We start from the raw sequence: 19,042 nt of genomic DNA, 5'->3' as shown, positions 1-19,042 counted from the left end.
GGATATAAATAAACCCACAAAAGACTTGTGTTCTGAATAAGTATGAAACAAGTCTTTTGTGGGTGTTTTATGTCCAATTTATCACATTGAAAAATATCAGAGTGAACAGAGCTATGCCTACACTATCAGCTCGGCTGCGTCCGGTGACAAGAAAGTGTTGATTCAGACTTTTCCGAGCTGCATGCGGTAGTATTTTTCGTAGAGACCGCCTTTTTTGATGAGCTCTTTGTGAGTGCCGCGCTCTTTGATGCCGTCTTCGTCAAGGACGATGATCTCGTCGGCGCCAAGGATCGTTGAAAGTCTGTGGGCAATGGTAATGGTGGTTCTTCCAACCGAGAGTTTATCAAGACTTTCCTGAATGTATCTTTCACTTTCGTTGTCGAGAGCGCTGGTTGCCTCATCAAGGATCAGGATAGGAGGGTTCTTAAGGAACACTCTTGCAATGGCGATACGCTGTTTCTGACCTCCGGAGAGCCTTGCGCCTCTTTCTCCAACTTCAGTATCAAAGCCGTTTGGAAGGCTTTCAATAAATTCGAGAAGATCAGCATTTTTTGCAGCTTCCACAATTTCTTCCATTGTGGCATCCTGCTTACCGTATGCGATATTTTCTTTTACCGTTCCATTAAAAAGATATACATCCTGCTGAACGATTCCGATGTAGGAGCGAAGGGACTTCTGAGTCACGTCTCTAATGTCAGTACCGTCAATAAGGACAGAGCCTTCTGTGACATCGTAGAATCTTGGAAGAAGTGAGCAAAGCGTTGTCTTTCCGCCGCCTGAAGGCCCAACTATGGCAACTGATTTTCCAGCTTCCACATGTAAGTTTATATCTTTTAACACTGCTTCATCTTCTTCATATGAAAAGCTTACGTTCTTATAATCGATAACGCCCTGGACATCCTTAAGCTCCCCGGCGTTTTCTTTGTCCACGATCTCAGGCATGGTATCCATAACCTCGCGGAATCTTTCAAAGCCGGCAAGCCCCTTCTGGAGCTGCTCCGTAAACTCAACAAGAACATTTACCGGATTGATGAAAATATTAATGTAAAGAGCGTAGATAGCAAGGTCTTCGCCGGTAAGCTGGCCCTTGGCTATAAAGAAGCCGCCTGCCACAAGCACTGTCACGAACATAAGGCCTTCGAACAGATTGTTTCCGGAGTGGAATTTGGCCATCTGACGGTAGTTTGCCTGCTTGGAGTCAAGGAATGCGATGTTGGATTCATCAAATTTCTTTTTCTCAATTTCCTCACCGGTAAAAGATTTAACGACTCTTATTCCACCTAATGTGTCCTGGAGAGAAGAGTTGATACCTGCAATTTTCCTTCTGTTATCAGAAAATGTGGCGCGCATTTTTCTGTTCTGGCTCACTGAAAAAACAGCCATGCATATGACAACAGCCACAAGGCACAGAGTCATAGGTACATTTATTCTCATAAGAAGAATGAAAGAGCCGACTATTTTTACCACTGAAATAAAGATGTTCTCCGGGCCGTGGTGGGCAAGCTCGGAAATATCGAATAAGTCGGACACGAGCTTACTCATCATTTCGCCTGTGTTGTGAGTGTCATAGTAGGAAAAAGAAAATGCTTCAAACCTCTCAAACAGATCATGCCTCATTCCTGATTCCATCTTCGCACCCATCATGTGACCCTGATAAGTAACATAGTATTTGCAAAGTGACCTGACTATGTACATGATGACAAGGCCAAGCGCCACAAGTCCCAAACGGCTTAAGATGACTTTTGGCTCTTCAAGGAAAAGAGTGCTTCTTAAGATCCTCAAAAACTGAGGAAAAGCCAAATCTATCACAGAAAGTATCGACGCGCATACAAGATCAAATATAAAAACGCCAATATATGGTTTGTAGTAGGGGATAAACTTTTTTATAAGCTTCATAATATGCTCCTCAAAATAATGTTATGTATAATTATACATTGTGCACTATTTATTATCAAGCATTGGAATGACAAACTTTAGCGCTGTAAATGGTTAAAACTATGTGGTATAATGTGAGTCAGTTTAAAATGATTTTGTCAGGAGGCAGATATGATCAATCAGCAGTATAAAGAAATGCTTGGGGCTAAATCTGTTATCAGAGAGCTTTCAGAATATGCAACAGCCAGGGGAAAAGAGATCGGATATGAGAATGTTTTTGATTTCAGCCTGGGAAATCCAAGTGTAGAAGTTCCAAAAGAGTTTACAGAGGAAATGATACGTCTTTTGCAGAATGAGGATACAATGACTCTTCACGGATATACTCCAAGTCTTGGAAACCCTCTTTATAAGGAAAAGATTGCAGAGTCTTTAAATGAACGTTTTGGGATGAATTATGGTCCGGAGCATATATTTCCTACTACCGGAGCTGCAGGCGCAATAGCTCATGCGGTTAGAGCTGTTACTGAGCCGGGGGATGAGATGATCACATTTGCTCCATTTTTTCCTGAGTATTTTCCATATATTAAAGGCGCAGGCGTAGAGCTTAAGGTCGTTCCTGCAGATACAGATTCTTTCCAGATCAATTTTGACAAGTTCGAGGAAATGCTTGGCGATAAAGTTATGGCAGTTCTTATCAACACTCCAAACAACCCTTCAGGCGTTGCCTACGGCACTGCAACATTGACCAGACTTGCAGATATATTAAAGAAGAAATCGGCTCAGTACGGACACACTATCTTCCTTATTTCTGATGAACCATACAGAGAGATAGTTTTTGAAGGCGCTGATACTCCATATGTTTCAAAGTTCTACGACAATACACTAAGCTGCTATTCATTTTCCAAATCTCTTTCTCTTCCGGGAGAAAGAATCGGATATGTTGCTGTAAATCCTGCCTGCGAGGGCGCAGAGTATATCGTGCCAATGTGCGGACAGATATCAAGAGGCACAGGCCACAACTGCCCTCCATCAATAATCCAGCAGGCAGTTGCAAAAGTATGCTCACTTACAGCAGATCTTTCCGTGTACGAGACCAATATGAACATAATCTACAAGACCCTTAAAGAACTTGGATTTACTGTGGTTAAGCCTGACGGAACATTTTATATCATGCCAAAGGCTTTAGAAGAAGATTCCATCAGCTTTTGCAAGAAGGCCAAGGACTACGATCTGATATTTGTGCCTGCTGACGGCTTCGGGGCTCCGGGATTCTTCAGAATGGCTTACTGTATTGATACAGAGAAGGTTGAAAGAGCCATGGTACGCCTTCGCGAGTTTGTCAAAGACAATTACTCCGCATAATATGGGCAAAGGTGATAATTTTTATTTCATAAATGCGTTGACAATGCGGTTTAAACAGAGTAAACTCTATTTCGTAAATGACTTCACTGTTTTAAAGAGTTACATAAATCAAGTGTGATTTTGAGGAGGGGACAAAAATGCCTGAAGTAAAGAAGACAACTTCTTCTGTTAAGCCAGCGACAGCAACAAAAGCTCCTGTAACAGAAGTAAAAAAATCTGAAGTTAAAGAACTTACTGAAGCTATCATCAAGGAAGAAGCTAAAAAAGAAGCTGCTAAGAAACCTGCAGCAAAGAAGGCCGAAGCTAAAAAGCCTGCAGCAAAAAAAGCTGCTCCTGCAAAGAAAGCTGAGCCTAAGAAAGCAGAAGCAAAGGCTGCTAAGAAACCTGCAGCAAAGAAAGCTACAACTGCAAAGAAGGCTGCTCCTGTAAAGAAAGCTGCTACTAAGAAAGCTGCTCCTGCAAAGGCAGAAGAGATCAAAGTTAGCATCGAGCTTCAGTATTCATACAAGCATATTCCATATGAAGATCTTATTCAGAACTCCAAGAATAACTTCCAGTATGAAATGGGTGGAAATGTTGATGAGATCAAGAAACTCAGCATTTATGTAAAACCTGATGAAGACGCTGCTTATTATGTAGTAAATGATAAGGTTCAGGGAAGAATCGGTTTATAATTTCAACGCGTATTTAGCGCTCTCTACGAAAGTAGGGAGCGTTTTTTTTCTTAATATTTATTTTATAAAAAGCGTTGTTGACATTACACTCTCATAGTGATATTTTAAGTTACAGAAGATATTAGCACTCGAATCAAGTGAGTGCTAACATCAAAACCATTCCGATGAATTTAACCGGTGAATACATAGGAAGGGCAATATGGAATTAGATGAGAGAAAAAGAAAAATACTTCATGCAATAGTTAAGAACTACCTTGAAACTGGAGAACCAGTCGGTAGCCGTACTATTTCCAAGTACACGGATCTTAATCTTAGCTCTGCAACAATCAGAAATGAGATGGCTGATCTTGAAGAGATGGGACTTATCTTACAGCCTCATACATCAGCAGGCCGTATTCCTTCTGATCAGGGCTATCGAGTATATGTGGATGAGATGCTCCGTGACAAGGAACAGGAAGTTGAGAACATGAAGGAAATGCTCCTCGACAAAGAGGAGAAGCTTGAGAATCTGCTTAAGCAGGTTGCCAAGACACTGGCGGTAGATACCAATTATGCAACAATGATATCTGCTCCGCAGATCAGGAAAAATAAACTTAAGTTCATACAGATAAGTAAGGTTGATGAAGGACATCTTCTGGCGACAATAGTTATAGAAGGAAATGTCATAAAAAACAAGATCATTCCGGTTGAGGAAGTTTTAGACGATGCAACAATGCTTAAGCTGAACATCCTTATGAACACAAGGCTTGACGGACTTGCTGTAGAGGATATAAATCTTGGCCTTATAGCTGCAGTTAAGCAGGAAGCTGGAATCCACAGCGAGATAATAGGCAACGTTATTGATGCGGCTGCCGAATCTATCACAGCTGATGAGGACCTTCAGATATATACAAGTGGTACCATGAACATCTTCAAGTACCCTGAACTTACAGATTCCACCAAGGCCAGTGAGCTTATCAGTACCTTTGAGGATACCAAGGATCTTTCAAGTATCGTAGAGGATACACTTTCCTCCGATTCTGAAGAGACGGGGATTCAGGTATATATCGGTAATGAGACACCGGTTCAGGCCATGAAGGATTGCAGTGTTGTAACAGCAACCTATGAGCTTGGCGATGGAATGAAGGGAACTGTTGGTATCATAGGACCCAAGAGAATGGATTACGATAAAGTTATTTCAACATTAAAGAATATGAGACATGCGCTTGATGATCTGTATAAAAAGGGCTAGCGCAGTTAATATAGACAAGTGTTAGGAGGCAATGAATTGAGCAATAAAAAGAAGCAGGTAAGCGAACAGGAAAAAGAAGTTCTTGAAAATATCATGGAAGACCTTGAAAAAGAAGCCAAAGAAAAAGAGGCTGCTGAAAATAAGGAATCAGATTCAGAAGAAGTAAAGGAAGAAGCTGAAAAATCTGAAGAAAAAGAGCCTTCCAAAAAAGAAAAGAAAGATCCTTTAAAAGAGAAGCTTGATGAACTCAATGACAGACTTATAAGACAGGTTGCTGAGTTTGATAATTTCAGGAAAAGAACTGACAGAGAAAAAGCTCAGATGTTTGAACAGGGACAGGGCAGTGTTTTAGAAAAGCTTCTCCCTATCGTAGATAATTTCGAGCGAGGACTTGCAGCAGTTCCGGAAGACGAAAAAGACGGAGCCTTCGCAGATGGTATGAACAAGATTTATAAGCAGCTTATAAAGCAGCTTGAGGATCTTGGAGTAACCCCTATTGAAGCCGTGGGAAAGGAATTTGATCCAAATCTCCACAACGCTGTAATGCAGGTTGAAAGTGAAGAGTATGAATCAGGTATTGTAGCACAGGAACTTCAAAAGGGATATAAGTTCCACGACACCGTGCTCAGACACAGCATGGTTGGTGTTAGCAAATAAGTTATATAGATGATTACAAATGCACAGCGTATTTTAAGCGTGCAAATGATCGAATTTAAATTATGGAGGACAAAGAAATGAGTAAGATTATCGGTATCGATCTTGGTACAACTAATAGCTGCGTAGCAGTTATGGAAGGCGGAAAGCCAACTGTTATAGCAAATGCAGAAGGTGCTAGAACAACTCCTTCAATCGTTGCATTTACAAAGAATGGTGAGAGAATTGTTGGTGAACCTGCAAAGCGTCAGGCTGTAACAAACGCTGACAACACAATTTCATCAATTAAGAGAGACATGGGTACAGACAATGGTCGTACAATTGATGGCAAAAAGTATTCACCACAGCAGATTTCAGCTATGATCCTTCAGAAGCTGAAAGCTGATGCAGAACAGTATCTCGGCGAAAAAGTTACAGAAGCAGTAATCACAGTTCCTGCATATTTCAATGATGCTCAGCGTCAGGCAACAAAGGATGCTGGTAAGATTGCAGGTCTTGAAGTAAAGAGAATCATCAACGAGCCTACAGCAGCAGCTCTTGCTTATGGTCTTGACAATGAAAAAGAGCAGAAGATCATGGTTTATGATCTTGGTGGTGGTACATTCGATGTATCTATCATTGAGATCGGTGATGGCGTTATCGAAGTTCTTTCAACAAACGGTGATACACACCTCGGTGGTGATGACTTTGACCAGGCAATCATCAACTGGATGATCCAGGATTTCAAGAATAAAGAAGGCGTAGACCTTTCAGGCGATAAGATGGCTATGCAGAGACTTAAGGAAGCTGCAGAGAAGGCAAAGAAGGAACTTTCTTCTTCAACAACAACAAACATCAACCTTCCTTTCATTTCAGCAGGCGCTGATGGCCCTAAGCACTTCGATGTAGATCTTACAAGAGCTAAATTCGAAGAACTTATCCACGACCTTGTTGAGAGAACAGCTATCCCTGTTCAGAACGCTATGAAGGATGCAGGTCTTACTAACTCAGATATCGGAAAGGTACTTCTTGTTGGTGGATCAACTCGTGTTCCTTGCGTAGTAGAGAAAGTTAAACAGCTTACAGGTCAGGAGCCTAGTAAGAACCTTAACCCTGATGAGTGCGTAGCAATCGGTGCTTCTATCCAGGGTGGTAAGCTTGCCGGAGATGCAGGTGCTGGTGACATCCTTCTACTTGATGTTACTCCACTTTCACTTTCTATCGAGACAATGGGTGGTGTTGCTACAAGACTTATCGAGCGTAACACAACAATCCCTACAAAGAAGAGCCAGGTATTCTCAACAGCTGCAGATAACCAGACAGCAGTAGATATCAATGTTCTTCAGGGTGAGAGACAGTTCGCTAAGGACAATAAGTCACTTGGACAGTTCAGACTTGATGGAATCCCACCAGCAATGAGAGGTGTTCCACAGATCGAAGTTACATTTGATATCGACGCTAACGGTATCGTTAACGTATCCGCTAAGGACCTTGGAACAGGTAAAGAGCAGCATATCACAATCACAGCTGGTTCTAACATGTCTGATGAAGATATCGATAAGGCTGTTAAGGAAGCTCAGGAATATGAAGCTCAGGATAAGAAGCGTAAAGAAGGAATCGATGCTCGTAACGATGCTGATTCATTCGTATTCCAGACAGAGAAAGCTCTTCAGGATGTTGGCGACAAGATCGACGCTTCTCAGAAGCAGCTTGTAGAAGACGATATCAAGGCTCTCAAGGAAACACTTGAGCAGACAAAGGATAAAGAACTTTCTGACAGCGAGATCGATTCTCTTAAGAGCCAGAAAGAAAAGCTTATGAACGATGCTCAGGCACTCTTTGCTAAGATGTATGAGAATGCACAGGGAGCAGCAGGCGCAGGTCCTAACATGGGAGCAGGCGCAGGCCCTGATATGAGTGGTGCTTCAAATAACGCTTCATCATCAGATGACAACGTAGTTGATGGAGATTACAGAGAAGTTTAATTGATATAGGGATACATAGTCTTAGGCTGCTGTGCTTGCACATTGCAGCCTATGACCATGAATACCAAAAAGATTTGAGGAATATATATGGCAGAGCAAAAGCGCGACTATTATGAAGTCCTTGGCGTTAGTAAGAACGCCTCTGAGGATGAAATAAAAAAAGCATACAGAGTACTTGCCAAGAAGTATCACCCGGATATGAACCCAGGTGATGCTGCGGCAGCTGAAAAATTCAAAGAGGCATCTGAAGCATATGCTGTTCTTAGTGACCCTGAAAAGAAGCGTCAGTACGATCAGTTTGGACATGCTGCGTTTGACGGAGGTGCCGGTGGATACGGTGGCTTCGACTTTAACGGTGCTGACTTTGGTGATATATTCGGTGATATATTTGGCGATTTCTTTGGCGGCGGAAGGTCACGTCAGGGAGCAAGAACAGGCCCTTCAAAGGGTGCTAACTTAAGAGCAAGTGTAAGGATCACATTCCTTGAGGCAGTATTTGGATGTGAGAAAGAGCTTGAACTTACAATTAAAGATTCCTGCCCAACCTGTCATGGGACAGGTGCTAAGCCCGGAACATCAGCTCAGACATGTTCCAAGTGCGGCGGTAAAGGCCAGATAGTATATACACAGCAGTCATTCTTTGGAACTGTTCGTAACGTTCAGACTTGTCCTGAATGTGGCGGAACAGGTAAAGTTATCAAGGATAAGTGTACAGACTGCCATGGAACAGGATATATTGCCAGCAGAAAGAAGATCAAAGTTACGATACCGGCAGGTATCGACAATGGTCAGAGTGTAAGAATCCGTGAAAAAGGTGAGCCTGGAGTTAACGGCGGACCTAGAGGAGATCTTTTAGTAGAGGTTATCGTATCTGATCATCCTATTTTCCAGAGAGAAGGATATGATATCTATTCTATGGTTCCTGTTTCATTTGCTGTTGCAGCTCTTGGTGGAACAGTTCTTATTGATACAGTTGATGGAAAGGTTGCTTACGATGTTAAGCCCGGAACACAGACTGATACAAGAGTAAGACTTCGTTCAAAGGGTGTTCCTTCACTTAGGGACAGAGATACAAGAGGCGACCACTATGTAACATTGGTTGTTCAGGTACCTGAGAAGCTTTCAAAGGAAGCTAAGGATCTTCTTAAGAAATTCGATGAGAAGACCGGAGATTCTTTAACTGCTGCTGAACGTATGATGGGAGCAGGAGATAAAGACCCAAGTGGTGACGGCTCAGGCGGCAAGAAGAAAAAAGGTTTCTTTAAGTAATTTTGGCATTTTAAATATTTTGTGTTATTATACGCGTGAAGCGGAAGTAAAAATCTGCTTCACGTTTTTTACTGTATTTTGAATTTTTGTGGAGGTTTTTCTATGAAGTGGATGCGCTTTAGAGTTCGTACTAATGAAGAATCAGAAGATATAATTATAAGCTACTTAGAAGACATTGGACTTGAAGGAGCACAGATAGAAGATAATGCTCCACTTTCAGCTGCAGATAAGGAGCAGATGTTTATTGATGCTCCTGAACTTGAACCTGATGAGAAAGATAACGGAATTGAAGCAGGTGCAGCTTATCTTAATTTCTTTTTGGAAATAGATGATGACAATATGCTTACTGTCGAACTACAGGATGAAAATGGTGAGTACGTCAAAGTTAAGAAGACACCTGAAGAGATCGAGAGTCAGATCAAACAGCAGCTCGATGAACTTAGAACTTTCTCTGATATAGGGGATGGAACTATTTCCATATCAGTTACAGAGGATATTGACTGGATCAATAATTGGAAGCAGTATTTCCATAAGTTCTACATTGATGACGTTTTGGTTATCCCATCATGGGAAAAAGAGACTACAGAAGATGACGAAAAAGCCAGCATGGTGCTTCATATAGATCCGGGCACAGCTTTTGGTACCGGTATGCACGAGACAACTCAGCTGTGCATCCGCATGCTCAGAAAGTATGTTACTAAAGATACAGAACTTTTAGACGTAGGAACAGGAAGCGGAGTATTGTCCATCCTTGCCCTTATGTTCGGAGCAAAACATGCCGTTGGCACAGACCTTGATAAGTGCGCAGTTCCGGCAGTTAAAGAGAATATGGAAAATAATGGCATCGCTGAAGACAAGTTCGAGATGATGATCGGAAATATCATTGATGACAAGTCGGTTCAGGATGCTGTTGGTTATGATAAATACGATATAGTTGTTGCAAACATCTTAGCCAACGTGCTTGTTCCTCTTACTCCTGTAATACTTGGCCAGTTAAAGAAGGGCGGTATATACATTACTTCGGGTATTATCAATACCAAGGAAGAAGAGGTAAAAAAGGCGCATCTTGATGCGGGTCTTGAGATACTTGAGATCCATCATCAGGGAGACTGGGTTTCAATTACTTCGAGGAAAAACTGATGTATCATTTTTTTGTGGAGAGTAACCAAATTACTCCTGATTATAAAAACGTTGAGATCACCGGAAGTGATTTTAACCATATAGCTAATGTTCTCAGAATGAAGGTTGGCGAGCAGTTCTCTGTCAGCATTCGCGGTGATGAGGACGGAAAAGAGATTTTTTACGAAATTGAGAGTATTAGCGACAGCAGCGTTGTTGGAAAATTGTGCTTTATAGAAGAGGGTTCACAGGAGCTCCCTTCAAAGATATATCTTTTTCAGGGACTTCCGAAAGTTGATAAGATGGAACTCATAATTCAGAAGGCTGTTGAGCTTGGAGCCTTTGAGATAGTTCCCATGGCTACCAAGAGATGCGTAGTAAAGCTTGATGAAAAGAAATCTCAGTCCAAGATAAAGAGATGGCAGACTATAGCGGAAGCTGCTGCTAAACAGAGCAAAAGAGCCATCATTCCAAATGTTCACATGCCAATGACCATGAAAGAGGCAGTTCAGTACGCAAAAGATATGGATGTTAAGCTTATTCCATACGAGAATGCTGAGCATATGGACGAGACTAAAAAGCTCATAGAAGGAATAAAGCCGGGAGAGAGCGTTGCTGTATTTATCGGGCCTGAAGGCGGCTTTTCTGAGGAAGAGATCGAGCTTTGCAAGGCGAGCGATATAAAGCCAATTACTTTGGGAAAAAGAATTCTCAGAACAGAAACAGCAGGATTTACAATCATATCCTGGTTAATGTATCATCTTGAAGGATAATAGGACATAAATAAAATGGAAGCATATTTAGATAATTCCGCAACCACAAGAGCTTACGATGAGGTGGCAGATCTGGTTGCAAAGATAATGAAAGAAGAATATGGAAATCCCTCCAGTGTTCATCATATGGGAATGGTTTCCGGTGAGAGACTTTCACAGGCAAGAGAGACAATTGCCACAAGTCTTAAGGTTGATCCGCAGGAAATAGTTTTTACTTCCGGTGGAACAGAGTCTGATAACCTGGCTCTTATAGGTGTGGCAAGAGCCAATAAATGGCGTGGTAATCACATTATTACAACTAAAATTGAGCATCCTGCCATACTCGAGACAATGGCTTTTCTTGAAAAAGAAGGTTTTGAAATAACATATCTTTCAGTGGACGAGACAGGAACTATTGATCTTGACGAGCTGAAAAACGCCATTAGAAAAGAGACAATACTTGTTTCAATCATGTTTGTTAACAACGAGATTGGAACACTTATGCCAATACAGAAAGCCGGAGAGCTCATAAAGAGCGTCAACAAGGATACATACTTCCACGTGGATGCGGTTCAGGCTTATGGTAAAGTTCTGATCAGACCAAGAACTATGAACATAGATCTTTTGTCTGTAAGCGGACACAAGATCCATGGACCAAAGGGAGTCGGCTTTTTATACGTAAAGAAAGGAACAAAGATCGTTCCTATATGCTATGGAGGCGGACAGCAAAAGGGAATGAGATCAGGAACTGAGAATGTTCCGGGAATTGCAGGCCTTGCTCTTGCAGCTAAGAAATGTTACGAGGATTTTGATGCAAAGATAAAGAAGCTCTATGACCTGAAGCAGTACACTGTTGATTCACTTCTTGAGCGCATTCCTGATATTAAGATAAACGGCCAAAAAGTAAATGAGGGAGCACCACATATCATCAGTGTTTCTATAAAGGGCCTTGCAGCAGAGACAGTACTTAATATGCTCAGCAGCAAAAATATTTATGTATCTGCGGGAAGCGCCTGCACATCTAATAATCCACATGTGTCAGATACGCTCCAGGCAATAGGTCTTGAAAAAGATTTGCTTGAATCAACAATTCGTATTAGTATGTCATTTATGACTACCAAAGAAGAAATTGATTATTTTTTGGATACACTATGTTCTCAGGTTTCTAACATGAGAAAGTTTTACAGGCATTAAAAGAAAGAGGTATTTATGCAGTATCATGCTTTTGTGATCAAGTACGCGGAAATTGGTGTTAAAGGTAAGAACAGATACGTTTTCGAGGAAGCTTTAGTTAAACAGATAAGAAGAGTGCTTTCAAAATGCGACGGTAAGTTTAATGTTACCCGTGTTGCAGGAAGAATGTACATCGACGCTCAGGATTTTGACTTCAATGAAACAGTTGACAGCTTAAAGACTGTTTTTGGTATTACAGGAATCTGCCCTGCTGTATCTATTGCAAGAGACAGCGAGAATCATCTTCCTGATGTGGATGGAGTTGCCAAGGCAGTTATAGATTTCATTGACGGAGTTTATCCCGACAAAAACAAGACCTTCAAGGTAAAGGTTAGAAGAGTTGATAAGAGCTATCCTATGGATTCAATGGCTATGGCTGCAGAACTTGGAGCCAGAATTCTTGATGCCTATGAGGAGATGAAGGTAGATGTTCATGATCCTGAGATCCTTATAAATGTAGAGCTCAGAGAAAAGCTCAACATTTACTCAGAGGTAATACCGGGACCTGGTGGAATGCCTATCGGAACTGCAGGTAAAGCAATGCTTCTTTTGTCCGGCGGAATTGATTCACCGGTTGCAGGTTACATGGTTGCTAAAAGAGGTGTTGAAATTGAGGCAGTTTACTTCAATGCGCCTCCATATACAAGTGAGAAGGCTAAACAGAAGGTTGTTGATCTTGCAGGAGTAATTGCCAAGTACACAGGCAAGGTTAAGCTTCATGTTATAAACTTTACAGATATTCAGATGTACATTTATGAGAAGTGCCCTCACGAAGAGCTCACTATCATCATGCGCAGATACATGATGAGAATAGCAGATATGCTTGCAGGTGAGTCTGGATGTATGGGACTTATAACAGGTGAGAGTATTGGCCAGGTAGCTTCACAGACAATGCAGAGCCTTATCTGCACAGGCGAAGTCGTAACAGATATTCCTGTTTACAGACCACTTATTGCATTTGATAAACAGGATATTGTGGATATCTCTTATAAGATTGATGCATATGAGACTTCTATCCTTCCTTACGAGGATTGCTGTACTATCTTTGTTGCCAAGCACCCTGTGACAAAGCCAAGAGCTGATATCATCAGAAGACATGAAGAGCTGTTGAATGAAAAGATAGATGAACTTGTAAAAGTAGCGCTTGAGACTGATGAAGTTATTGAAGTTAAGAGATGACCTCGGCAAGTGCTCTACACAAAAAGACCATCTTAAACCGAAGTTTAAGATGGTCTTGAATAAACTTTTTAAATAGATCTAATCTATAAAGATTAGATCATGTAAGGCTTCAATACTTCGAGAACCTCATCTGCGCCGTCTTCTGCATGGATATTAAGATCGATAGGCTTTGAAAGATCGAGTGAGAAAATACCCATAATAGACTTTGCATCGATAACGTATCTTCCTGAAACGAGGTCGAAGTCATAATCAAACTTCGTAATATCGTTTACGAAAGATTTTACCTTATCGATAGAATTTAAAGAAATTTTTACGGTCTTCATTGCGCAAATACCTCCTTCTTTTCTTTATAGTAAACGCAGTAACGGCAAAAGTCAATGACTTGACAAAAACAAAATTAGAAAGAAATTTTAATATGCAAAATAACGTTAACGGATTAAAGATTGCACTTCACAATCTTGGATGTAAAGTAAATAGCTATGAAATGGATGTGATGAGCCAGAAACTCAAGGAAAATGGCGCCAAGATCGTGCCTTTTGATGAGAAGGCAGATGTCTATATCATTAACACCTGCACGGTTACTAATATTGCAGACAGAAAGTCAAGGCAGATGCTTCACAGAGCCAAAAAAGAAAATCCTGAGGCTACTGTTGTTGCTGTCGGCTGCTATGTTGAGACAGGAATTGATGGCGTTAAAAAAGATGAGTGCATCGACCTGGCAGTTGGGAATAACAAAAAATCAGAAATTGTTGAGATTCTTAACGAATTCTTTGAAGCCAGGAATGATATAGATGACAAGACATTAAACGGTCATTCTGTCATTGATATTAATCATACTAATGAATATGAAAACATGACTCTTACACAGATGCCTGAGCACACAAGAGCTTATATTAAGATTCAGGATGGATGTAATCAGTTTTGCTCATATTGTGTGATCCCATATGCGAGAGGAAGAGTAAGAAGTCGTGAGGTGAAGGATATTCTTGCTGAGATTAAGGGACTTGTGGCAGCAGGCTGTAAGGAAGTGGTTCTTACAGGTATCCACACCAGTTCATACGGCGTGGATTTTGGCCAGCCTCAGCTTATTGATCTTGTGGAGCAGATTGCTGATATTGCAGGCATTGAGAGAATCCGTTTAAGCTCCCTTGAGCCAAGGATCATCACCGAAGAAAATGCCAAGAGACTTGCAGCTATTCCTAAGCTTTGTCCGCATTTCCACCTCTCACTTCAGAGTGGCTGTGATTCAGTGCTTAAACGTATGAACAGGCACTATACTGCTGCAGATTTTAAAGAAAGTGTAAGGATACTCAGGGAAGTTTTTGACAGACCGGCTATTACAACTGATGTTATAGTGGGATTCCCTGGCGAAACTGAAGAAGAGTTTGAAGAGTGCAGGAAGTTTGTGACAGATATAGACTTCTATGAAATGCATGTATTTAAATACTCTCCGAGAAAAGGCACAGTTGCTGCAGGAATGAAGGAGCAGCTCACTGATAAAGAAAAGACTGCAAGAAGCGAAGTTCTTCTTCACTTGACAAGAAAGCAGGCAGAATGTTATCGTAACCTCTTTATCGGAGAAAAACTTCGTGTTCTTTGGGAAGATGAAGAAGAGATAAAGGGAAAGCGTTACATGATAGGTCATACTGACAGATATGTGCGCGTTGCGGTTCCGGAAAATCAGATAGAAAAGTATGGAGCACATTCAGGGGAGATAACTACAGTTTCTCCTTCAGCCTTTATAAATGCGGATACATTGCTTATTTGATTTTGTTAGTGTAATATTAATACTGTATAAGTGTCTTATTATTCTTTTAAGACCTTTGCAAATATGAGGAATATCCTATTATTCCAGGAATGGAGAAAGTTTATGGCAGATCAGGATTTAGGAAACACCCAATTTTTTAAAGTAGAAGTTGAGCCTGAAACAGGGGTTAAGAAAGTTCTTTCTGTTGTTTATGATGCTCTCCTCGAAAAGGGATACAATCCGGTTAACCAGATTGTAGGATACATTATGTCTGGTGATCCTACTTACATTACCAGCCATAAGGGGGCAAGAAGCCTCATCATGAAGGTTGAGCGTGATGAGCTTGTTGAAGAGATGCTTACTGAGTATATCAAGAGTAATAACTGGGCAAGCAAATAATTTTTATTGGAAGTAACATATGCGAATTATGGGTCTTGACTACGGTTCCAAGACTGTTGGAGTAGCGCTCAGCGATGAGCTTTTATTAACTGCAGGTGCCAAGGAGATCATCCGTAGAAAAGAAGAAAACAAATTAAGAAGAACGCTAGCGCGCATTGAGGAGCTTATTGAGGAGTTTAAGGTGGAGAAAATAGTCCTTGGGCTTCCGGTTAATATGGATCAGACTCCCTCTGTGCGCTCTGAGTTATGTCTTGAATTCAAAGACAAAATAGAGAGAAGATGCGGAATCCCTGTTATTATGTGGGATGAGAGACTTACGACTGTTGAGGCTGATGAGATAATGGATGAAGCCGGTATAAGAGGTCGTGAGCGCAAAGAGTACGTAGATATGATAGCAGCGCAGGTAATCCTTCAGGATTATCTGGATAACAGCAAAACAAATGGTGAATAATATTGGAAAAAATAATTTTTAGTCCCGATGGGGAAGAAGCAGTAGAGTTCTACTGCCTTGAACAGACAAGCCTTGGTGGAAAGACTTACCTGCTTGTAACAGATGAAGAAGATGGTGACGGAGAGGCGCTTATTTTACGCGACGACTCCGATATTAAAGATGAAGAAGCGGTTTATGTAATAGTGGACGACGATCTGGAGCTGGATGCAGTTGCAGGTGTTTTTCGTAAGCTGCTTTCTGAGGATGGAATAGATCTTGATATCTAACGGGGAGCATTGTTGATAGCAGGTTCTATTTGTCCGCCAATATAAATGGAGGATTTAATTTGAGTAAAAAGAAAATTGAAAATGCGTCCAAGCTGCAGATCATCCCTATGGGTGGTCTCGAGCAGATTGGAATGAACATCACTGCCTTCAGGTATGAAGACAGTATTATTGTAGTGGATTGCGGTTTGTCTTTTCCTGATGATGACATGCTCGGAATCGACCTTGTAATACCTGACATTACATATTTGCAGGAAAATATCGACAAGGTAAAAGGATTTGTAATAACTCACGGACATGAGGATCACATCGGTGCGCTTCCTTATGTTTTGCATGAGCTTAATGTTCCGATCTATGCAACACGCCTTACAATGGGCATCATTGAGCATAAGCTTGAGGAACACGGTCTCCTTAAAAAGACCAGAAGAAAAGTTGTTAAATTTGGACAGTCAATCAATCTTGGGCAGTTCAGAGTTGAATTTATAAGAACTAACCATTCTATCGTTGATGCAGCTGCTCTTGCGATCTATTCACCTGCAGGAACTGTGGTTCATACAGGTGACTTCAAAGTTGACTACACACCTGTATTTGGAGATCCTATCGATCTTCAGAGATTTGCAGAGATTGGTAAAAAAGGCGTTTTGGCACTTATGTGCGATTCAACAAACGCTGAGCGACCAGGCTTTACTGCATCAGAAAAAACTGTTGGAAGAGCTCTTGATTCTCTTTTTGAGGAGCATGAGAATTCCAGAATTATAGTAGCTACTTTTGCTTCCAATGTTGACAGAGTTCAGCAGATCATAAATACAGCCCATAAATGCGGTAGAAAAGTTGTGGTTGAAGGCCGAAGCATGGTCAGCATAATTGATATTGCTCAGAAGCTTGAGTGCATCAAGATTCCTGAGAATACTCTTATTGAGATCGATCAGCTTAAAAACTATCCTGAAAACAAAACAGTTATCATTACTACAGGTAGCCAGGGTGAAAGTATGGCTGCCCTTAGCAGGATGGCCAGCAATCAGCACCGCAAGATAACAATCGGCAAGGGCGATACTGTTATTTTCTCATCTCACCCGATTCCAGGTAATGAGAAGGCAGTTACCAACATTATCAACGAACTTCAGATGAAGGGCGCAGATGTTATCTTCCAGGATGTTCATGTTTCAGGACATGCCTGCCAGGAAGATATTAAGCTTATTTACACACTTGTTAAGCCTAAGTATGCTATTCCCGTTCATGGTGAGTACAGACATCTCATTGCTCAGAGCAACATTGCCAAGGACCTTGGAATCCCAAAGGAAAATGTATTTATCTTAACTTCCGGAGATGTGCTTGAACTTGATGAAAGCAGCGCCAAGGTAAAAGGAAAAGTTCCTGTTGGAGCTATTCTTGTTGACGGACTCGGCGTTGGAGACGTTGGAAACGTAGTCCTTAGAGACAGACAGCATCTTGCAGAAGACGGTATTGTCATCGTTGTATTTGGAATTGATCAGGAAAGCGGTCAGCTCACTTCAGGTCCAAGCATTGTATCAAGAGGTTTTGTTTATGTCAGAGAGTCAGATAAGCTCATTGATGATGCTACAGACCTTGTATACGACGAGCTTATAAGTGCACTTGATAAAGGCATTTATGATTGGAATAAACTTAAAAATATTGTCAAAGACGTTTTAAGTGATTATATTTGGAAGAAGACAAAGAGAAGACCTATGATAATGCCAATTATCATGTCTACAAATGACTGATGCCTTTTAAAGGGGAATGCTTTTTATGAATGCTAAAAAGATGTTTTTGGGACTGCTTGACACTGTTGTGAAAGTTGTTTTCATAATATTTGTTGCAATGCTCATTGTAAAATATGCAAAGGTTGCATATGACTACGGATATCACATTTTTAACCAGACAGCGGTTTCATCCGGAACAGGAAGAACTGTTTCAGTTACCATTAAAGATGGGGATACAGCAAAAGAAATAGGTGAGAAACTTTTTGGAGTAGGACTTATAACAGATAAGACACTTTTCAAACTTCAGGAAATGTTTTCTGAGTATCATGGTATGGAAAAAGCAGGTACCTATGAACTTAGCACTACAATGACTCCCGAAGAGATGCTGGCTGTAATGTCCGGCGGCGAGAAGAGCGGTGATACTTCAGCAGAAGAAACATCTGGAGAGACATCTGAGGAAGAGACTTCAGAGGCAACAGAAGAAAATTCAGAGGATGTAAACGGTGGTTGAACAGGACAGGATAAAAGCATTTATCAATTCTTTGGACAGGGGGAATGAGCCCTATCTTGATGAACTTGAAATAATTGCCAAGCAGCAGGATGTACCTATTATTCGCAAAGACACCCAGGCCCTTCTGAAATTTTTAATGGTTCAGTCAAAGCCCTTAAATATTTTGGAAGTGGGAGCTGCTACCGGTTTCTCAGCTCTTTTGATGGCTGAGTATAGTAGCCCTGAGACAAAGATAACAACAATTGAGAAGTACGAAAAGAGAATACCTGTTGCCAGAGAAAACTTTATAAAGTACGACAGAGATAATAAAATCACACTTTTGGAAGGTGATGCGACAGAAATATTAAAAGCTCTCCAACCAGGGTATGATTTTATTTTTATGGATGCGGCAAAAGGCCAGTATATAAACTTTTTACCGGATTGTCTGAGAATCCTCAATAAGGGAGGACTTTTGGTGTCAGATAACTGCCTTCAGGACGGAGATGTGATAGAGTCCAGATTTGCAGTGACAAGAAGGGACAGAACCATTCATGCACGAATGCGTGAGTACCTTTATGAACTAAAACACAATGATATGTTGAACACAGTAATACTTACGGTTGGAGATGGAATGACACTTTCTGTAAAACTCTAAATGA

General features: G+C 41.1%; 19 protein-coding genes. 17 read left to right on the top strand and 2 right to left on the bottom strand.

The window, feature by feature from the left end:
- Positions 1–162: 162 nt before the first annotated feature.
- On the bottom strand, positions 163–1,896 hold the full coding sequence (locus G585_RS0112715) for an ABC transporter ATP-binding protein (RefSeq protein ID WP_022775482.1): 1,734 nt from the start codon (positions 1,894–1,896) through the stop codon (positions 163–165).
- 150 nt (positions 1,897–2,046) lie between these two features.
- Between G585_RS0112715 and G585_RS0112710 the strand changes: the two genes are divergently transcribed.
- The 10 genes from G585_RS0112710 (at position 2,047) to thiI (ending at position 13,312) form a co-directional block, all read left to right on the top strand.
- Complete coding sequence (locus G585_RS0112710; protein ID WP_022775480.1) at positions 2,047–3,237, top strand: pyridoxal phosphate-dependent aminotransferase; 1,191 nt, start codon at positions 2,047–2,049, stop codon at positions 3,235–3,237.
- A gap of 137 nt (positions 3,238–3,374) precedes the next feature.
- Positions 3,375–3,911, top strand: coding sequence for a DUF6465 family protein (locus G585_RS19735; protein ID WP_022775475.1), 537 nt, complete (start codon positions 3,375–3,377; stop codon positions 3,909–3,911).
- Positions 3,912–4,110: 199 nt separating this feature from the next.
- Complete coding sequence (gene hrcA, locus G585_RS0112700) at positions 4,111–5,142, top strand: heat-inducible transcriptional repressor HrcA (RefSeq protein WP_022775474.1); 1,032 nt, start codon at positions 4,111–4,113, stop codon at positions 5,140–5,142.
- A gap of 36 nt (positions 5,143–5,178) precedes the next feature.
- A complete protein-coding gene (grpE, locus tag G585_RS0112695) occupies positions 5,179–5,799 on the top strand; it encodes a nucleotide exchange factor GrpE (RefSeq protein ID WP_022775473.1) in 621 nt (206 codons plus the stop codon).
- Positions 5,800–5,876: 77 nt separating this feature from the next.
- Positions 5,877–7,760, top strand: a complete 1,884-nt coding sequence (dnaK, locus tag G585_RS0112690; RefSeq protein ID WP_022775471.1) for a molecular chaperone DnaK — start codon at positions 5,877–5,879, stop codon at positions 7,758–7,760.
- A gap of 87 nt (positions 7,761–7,847) precedes the next feature.
- Positions 7,848–9,029: a molecular chaperone DnaJ gene (dnaJ, locus tag G585_RS0112685; RefSeq protein WP_022775470.1), complete on the top strand. Its 1,182-nt coding sequence runs from the start codon at positions 7,848–7,850 to the stop codon at positions 9,027–9,029.
- A 102-nt stretch (positions 9,030–9,131) separates the two neighbouring features.
- Positions 9,132–10,169, top strand: a complete 1,038-nt coding sequence (gene prmA / locus G585_RS0112680) for a 50S ribosomal protein L11 methyltransferase (RefSeq protein ID WP_022775469.1) — start codon at positions 9,132–9,134, stop codon at positions 10,167–10,169.
- Positions 10,169–10,921 carry an RsmE family RNA methyltransferase gene (locus G585_RS0112675; protein ID WP_022775468.1) on the top strand — a complete coding sequence of 251 codons (753 nt, stop codon included), beginning with the start codon at positions 10,169–10,171 and terminating at the stop codon, positions 10,919–10,921. Before prmA ends, G585_RS0112675 begins: the two co-directional genes overlap by 1 nt.
- A gap of 15 nt (positions 10,922–10,936) precedes the next feature.
- Positions 10,937–12,094: a cysteine desulfurase family protein gene (locus tag G585_RS0112670; RefSeq protein WP_022775467.1), complete on the top strand. Its 1,158-nt coding sequence runs from the start codon at positions 10,937–10,939 to the stop codon at positions 12,092–12,094.
- Between the two features lie 15 nt (positions 12,095–12,109).
- A complete protein-coding gene (gene thiI, locus G585_RS0112665; protein WP_022775465.1) occupies positions 12,110–13,312 on the top strand; it encodes a tRNA uracil 4-sulfurtransferase ThiI in 1,203 nt (400 codons plus the stop codon).
- 92 nt (positions 13,313–13,404) lie between these two features.
- Here thiI and G585_RS0112660 read toward each other — a convergent pair whose 3' ends face one another.
- Complete coding sequence (locus tag G585_RS0112660; RefSeq protein ID WP_022775464.1) at positions 13,405–13,635, bottom strand: HPr family phosphocarrier protein; 231 nt, start codon at positions 13,633–13,635, stop codon at positions 13,405–13,407.
- 92 nt (positions 13,636–13,727) lie between these two features.
- On the opposite strand from G585_RS0112660, the gene mtaB reads away from it, so the two are divergent.
- From mtaB to G585_RS0112625, 7 genes are all read left to right on the top strand, one after another.
- The gene (mtaB, locus tag G585_RS0112655) at positions 13,728–15,080 is read left to right on the top strand and encodes a tRNA (N(6)-L-threonylcarbamoyladenosine(37)-C(2))-methylthiotransferase MtaB (protein WP_026663982.1); all 1,353 of its coding nucleotides are present in this window, start codon (positions 13,728–13,730) and stop codon (positions 15,078–15,080) included.
- Positions 15,081–15,182: 102 nt separating this feature from the next.
- A complete protein-coding gene (locus G585_RS0112650) occupies positions 15,183–15,458 on the top strand; it encodes an IreB family regulatory phosphoprotein (protein ID WP_022775461.1) in 276 nt (91 codons plus the stop codon).
- A gap of 19 nt (positions 15,459–15,477) precedes the next feature.
- Positions 15,478–15,909 (top strand): Holliday junction resolvase RuvX, encoded by a 432-nt coding sequence (ruvX, locus tag G585_RS0112645; protein ID WP_022775460.1) that lies wholly within the window; start codon positions 15,478–15,480, stop codon positions 15,907–15,909.
- A gap of 2 nt (positions 15,910–15,911) precedes the next feature.
- Positions 15,912–16,175: a DUF1292 domain-containing protein gene (locus G585_RS0112640; protein WP_022775458.1), complete on the top strand. Its 264-nt coding sequence runs from the start codon at positions 15,912–15,914 to the stop codon at positions 16,173–16,175.
- A gap of 107 nt (positions 16,176–16,282) precedes the next feature.
- On the top strand, positions 16,283–17,914 hold the full coding sequence (locus G585_RS0112635; RefSeq protein ID WP_051142995.1) for a ribonuclease J: 1,632 nt from the start codon (positions 16,283–16,285) through the stop codon (positions 17,912–17,914).
- A gap of 25 nt (positions 17,915–17,939) precedes the next feature.
- A complete protein-coding gene (locus tag G585_RS19070; protein ID WP_022775455.1) occupies positions 17,940–18,404 on the top strand; it encodes an endolytic transglycosylase MltG in 465 nt (154 codons plus the stop codon).
- Complete coding sequence (locus tag G585_RS0112625; RefSeq protein ID WP_022775454.1) at positions 18,397–19,038, top strand: O-methyltransferase; 642 nt, start codon at positions 18,397–18,399, stop codon at positions 19,036–19,038. Before G585_RS19070 ends, G585_RS0112625 begins: the two co-directional genes overlap by 8 nt.
- Positions 19,039–19,042 lie beyond the last annotated feature (4 nt).

Origin of the sequence: Butyrivibrio sp. AE2015 (genome assembly GCF_000420825.1) — a bacterium.
Taxonomy (GTDB): domain Bacteria; phylum Bacillota; class Clostridia; order Lachnospirales; family Lachnospiraceae; genus Butyrivibrio.
This window is presented reverse-complemented; position numbering and strand designations above follow the sequence as displayed.